Source organism: Calditrichota bacterium (genome assembly GCA_014359355.1).
In the GTDB taxonomy this organism is placed as follows: Bacteria; Zhuqueibacterota; Zhuqueibacteria; order JANLFK01; family Oleimicrobiaceae; genus Oleimicrobium.
In genome coordinates this window covers 1-4,597 of sequence record JACIZP010000378.1, presented here as the reverse complement: position 1 = coordinate 4,597, position 4,597 = coordinate 1, and the positions used below count along the sequence as shown (strand labels likewise).

4 protein-coding genes are annotated in these 4,597 nt (G+C 61.9%); 2 read left to right on the top strand and 2 right to left on the bottom strand.

Annotated features, from left to right (window positions below; genetic code table 11):
* Positions 1-140 precede the first annotated feature (140 nt).
* Together H5U38_15765 and selB are read right to left on the bottom strand one after the other, a co-directional pair.
* Positions 141-908 carry a hypothetical protein gene (locus tag H5U38_15765; protein ID MBC7188480.1) on the bottom strand — a complete coding sequence of 256 codons (768 nt, stop codon included), beginning with the start codon at positions 906-908 and terminating at the stop codon, positions 141-143.
* A 25-nt stretch (positions 909-933) separates the two neighbouring features.
* A complete protein-coding gene (selB, locus tag H5U38_15760; protein ID MBC7188479.1) occupies positions 934-2,847 on the bottom strand; it encodes a selenocysteine-specific translation elongation factor in 1,914 nt (637 codons plus the stop codon).
* A gap of 296 nt (positions 2,848-3,143) precedes the next feature.
* Between selB and H5U38_15755 the strand changes: the two genes are divergently transcribed.
* Together H5U38_15755 and H5U38_15750 are read left to right on the top strand one after the other, a co-directional pair.
* Positions 3,144-3,929, top strand: coding sequence for a class I SAM-dependent methyltransferase (locus H5U38_15755; GenBank protein MBC7188478.1), 786 nt, complete (start codon positions 3,144-3,146; stop codon positions 3,927-3,929).
* 23 nt (positions 3,930-3,952) lie between these two features.
* Positions 3,953-4,597 (top strand): class I SAM-dependent methyltransferase (locus tag H5U38_15750; protein ID MBC7188477.1); only part of this gene is annotated, 645 nt, incomplete at its 3' end.

Below are 4,597 nucleotides of genomic sequence, written 5' to 3'. Positions count from 1 at the left end.
GAATCGAACCCACCTTCCGCACTGTTCAGCACGGAACAACGGGTTTGAAGCCCGCGGGGCCCACCAGGGACCCATCCATTCCCCTTGAGCACCGAAATGTAGTTAAAATGCGAGAAACCCTCAAGGGAAAAGTGAGCCGATTACCGGCCGAATGAGACTTGCATCCTCCCGAAATGCCGCACATAGCGCGGGCGCCGGATGGAGTAGACGCCGTCCCTGCCCCACGGCACATTGACCCGACCGATGAGCTCGCGGTGCTCGAGAGCATCCTTGTCGAAAACGAGCAGCGTTATCGTCTTGGCCTCACCCGCAGGGAGGAGAAACTCCTCGTCCCAGATTGGGTCCTTTTCGTCCTGGCGCACCTGGGTAACGCCGACCAGCAGGGTGTCGACGTACACCTCGACGAACGGGTCAGACACGCCGAAGTACTTGTCCATGGGGTAAATGTCGAAGCCGCGTTCGATGCGGATGATGAGCCGCCCCTGCCGATGTCGCTCGGCTACTTGCTGCGCGAAGGTGGGTACAAGCCGAGCGCGGAGCTCGGCCAGAGTCGCCGCCTCGCCATGAAACGTCTCTACCGTGTGCGGGGCAGAAAGGGAGGAGGTGAGGGTGAGAGCAAAGGTCCCCCCTGTTCTATTCAGCTTCCCCTCGATGACCTCGTCGGCCAGCGGTAGGCGGTCTGGCGCCTGTGCCGTCCCCTCGAGGGCCGGGGTGCTTGCCGGCAGCACTTCCAGAACGCCTGTGCTCGCCAAGCAATGTTGCAACTCCGCAGCCACCGAATCGGCCTGTTGGGGCGTTGCCTGTCCCTGGGCAACAGGACCGCGCAGCAAGATTCTAGCTTTTTGGCTGGCTGCCGGCGTCGCTTGCAGCAGGCATAGGGCGCACAGGATGAGGGCCGAAGACCTCATTCTCTTTCTCCAGGTGTTGGACGCATCATTGCGCTGTGTCTTTCTTCTTGAGGACACGCGCCTCTCCCCTGCGTTCGGTAAAGCCCTGCTCGTCGAAGTGCAGCAGAAGCGGCAAGGCGTAGCGGCGGCTGGTGCCCAGCATCTCGCGGAAGGCGCTCACCGTCACTTCCTCGTGAGTGGCGAAATAGTCGGCAAGCCGCCTCTGGGCCTCGGCGACAAGGGTTTGCGGCAGGTAGATGCTTTCCTCTAGGCGGAGCACTTCGCCCAGGGCGTGCAGCGCCGCCAGGACGCGTTCCACATCCTCCCGCTTCCGTCCCGATGCTCTTGCCAACTCTTCGGTGCTTGGCGGTGAGAAACCTGCGGCGAGCAGCGCCTGCATTAGCTCTTCCCGCAGCGCCTGATCAGCGGGCGAGAGCACGATGCGGTGCGTGGCGAGGGCGACCAGGCCAGCATTCTCCTTGACCTCGCCGTTGTGCCGGAGCTCATCCAAGGCGGCGGCAAAAAGGGCCTGGTCCAGCCCCCGGCCGATCGCCTCGCGCAGTTCGGCGCGGGGCATACCTGCCCTGAGGGGAAACTGGACATGGTAGCGCTGCAACTCGGCAAGTGCCGCTTCCTTGAGCGCCACCACACTGCCGGGCAAGGCGTACGTGGGCTGGCGCTCGGAGCCCAACTTGAGCAGGGTGCCGTTCTGCACCAGCCGCCCCACGAGCTCTTCTACCTTCGGCTGAGCGAGGCCTGTCCCCTTGGCAAGCTGGGCAAGGGAGAGGGGCTGCAGCGGTTGCGCCTGCAGCAAAGCCATCAATGTCTCTTCTGGGGTATCCTTCTCCAGCGCGGCCATTTGCTGCAGGACCTCTGGGCGGAACCGCCGATGGGGGCGTGCATTGGCGTCCAGAATCACGCCGCCGCCGATGGTCATGGGCGGTGAGTACTGCCGGATAACGAAACGGTCCATGCGCCGTGCCGTAATGATTTCCTCAAGGCGGAGCTGGGCGAAGGTGGACCCGCCTGGGGGGAGGTCGTTGTGCTCAAGCAAGGACACCCTTGCCATGAGCTCGCGGGTCCCCACGTGCAGGCGAACGCGCGTATTGTGGCGGAGGGGGCGCCCGGCGGCCGGCAACAGGCGTAAGCGCACATCCAGCAGGGTGGAAGGGCTGAAGTACCCAGGGCTTGCCAGCACGTCCCCTCGCTGCACTTCCTCCTTATGAACGCCAACCAGGTTCAGGGCGGCCCGGTCCCCTGCGCGCACGATGGACACATCACGGCCGTGCGTTTGCAAGCCGCGCACCCGCACGAGGCGGCGCTGCGGATGGAGCTCAAGTTCATCGCCCACCTTTGCCGTGCCCGAGAGCACCGAGCCGGTGACCACCGTACCGAAGCCTTTCATGGTGAAGGAACGGTCGATAGGGAGCCAGAACACGCCCTGGTCGGAGCGCGAAGGGGCGCTCGCGATGAGCTCGTCCAACGCCTGGCGCAGCTGCGCAATTCCCTCGCCCGTGACGCTCGACACCGGAATGATGGGCGCGTCCTGCAAGAAGGTACCCTGCACCAGATTGCGCACGTCGGCAGTCACCATGGCCACCCACTCGCTGTCGACCAGGTCAATCTTGGTGAGGGCGATGATGCCGCGCTTGAGCTCCAGCAGGGTCAGAATGTCCAAATGTTCGCGCGTCTGCGGCATGACCCCGTCGTCTGCTGCCACCACGAACAAGACGGCGTCCACGGTGCTGACCCCGGCTACCATGTTCTTGACGAAACGCTCGTGACCAGGCACGTCGATGAACGCTGCCCGCTCGCCGAGAAAGGCAAAGCCGAGGTCAATGGTCAAGCCCCGTTCCTTCTCCTCTTTGAGGCGGTCCGGGTCGGTGCCGGTCAGGGCCTTGACAAGAGCCGATTTGCCATGGTCGATGTGTCCAGCCGTGCCGATGATGACGTGTGCCATACTCTCCTCGTGCAGTTCACGGGCCATTAAATTACAGCTTTCGCAGAGAAATGCAAGCGAAAAGTTGCAGGCACCGGGGCGCTTGCCTGGCACGGAGCGACCATAGCGGCCAGAAACGTGGGGTTAGTGTTGCGAGAACCGTTCCCTAGCCAGGCTTTTCTTCTGGGCAGAGCTCTTCAGGAGTGGAGCGCGCATCTTCCGCACAGTAGCTACCTGGACGTATATTTAGGGCGTCGCAAGTGGAGCCGCAAGAGCGGCAAGAAGGATAATGCGAGCGTGGAGGTGTGAGGAGAAAAATGACCACGACTGCCCCAGCCCCAGTGACCATCGAAGAAGTCAAGAAGTACTGGAACGAGAATGTCATCGGCATCGAGGTGACCGACAAGGAGCCTGGCACGCCAGAGTTCTTCGACGACCTGGAACGCTACTATGACATCAAATACCGCGAGGAAGAGCCGTACGCTCGTCACGCGGACTTTGCCGGGAAGAAGCTCCTCGAAGTGGGATGCGGGTGGGGGAGGGACCTGATCAAGTACGCACGCAACGGTGCCATTGTCACGGCGGTGGACCTCACGGAAAGCGGCGTGGCGTTAGCCCGCAAATACCTTGAATACCGTGGCCTCAAAGGGGACGTGCGCGTGGCCAGCGCCGAGGACCTGCCCTTCGCTGACAATTCTTTCGACGTGGTCATCTCCATCGGCGTACTCATGTGCACGCCGAACATCCAAAAGGCTATCGACGAGATCTATCGCGTGCTGCGGCCAGGCGGCGAGGCGGTGATTATGCTCTACCACAAGTGGTCTTGGTACAATCTGCTGGTGCGCGTCTCCGGGATCGGCTACGAGACGCAGGGAGTGGACGCGCCGCTGATTGCCACCCATTCACGGAGGGATGTGCGGCGCCTGTTTAGCAAGTTCTCCACCATCAAGATGCACATGACCGGCTTTCCCATGAAGACCGTGAAGCGACACGGCCTGTTAGTTGGGCTGTACAATTCGATCTTTGTGCCTGCATTCAATGCCTTGCCCAGATGGCTCACCAGGCCCATCGGCTGGCACATCTACATCGACCTGACGAAGTGAACCGGAGAGGAGGAGAGAGTTCGGTGGCTTTTTCCAAGGAAAGCCGGCAGTACTGGGAGACATACGTCAACGACATCGAGGTGGCCCAGCACGAGGTGGGCACCCGAGAATTCTTCGAAGATCTGCGCACCTTTCGCTATGACCCCAACCGCATGGGGTACATGTTGGACGAGATTCATCGCCTGGCTCAGCTCCACCCGGGCGGCCGCGTGCTGGAGGTGGGCTGTGGGCCGGGCACCGACCTGCGCCAGCTCGCCGCCAATGGGCTAAGGCCGATCGCCATCGACATGACCCTCAACGGGGCGCGGCTGGCCAAACAGCACCTGCGCACCTTTGGCCTTGACGGGCAGGTTGTGGTGTGCGATGCCGAAAAGCTCTGTTTCGCCAACGACTCTTTCGATGCCGTCTGGTCGGCAGGGGTCTTGCACCACGTGGATGACACAGAGGGGGCCATCGGCGAGATTTACCGTGTGCTCAGACCAGGGGGAAGTTTTGTCGCCGTTCTCTATCACAAATACTCCTGGCTCTACTTCCTGTCGAAAGCATTTCGGGTGAACATCGAGCACACCGACGCAGAGGCGCCCATCATCAAGACCTACTCCAAGAGACAGGGCAGGGAACTCTTGCGGCAGTTCAAGGACGTGGAGGCTTACCTTGAGCGTCCGCCT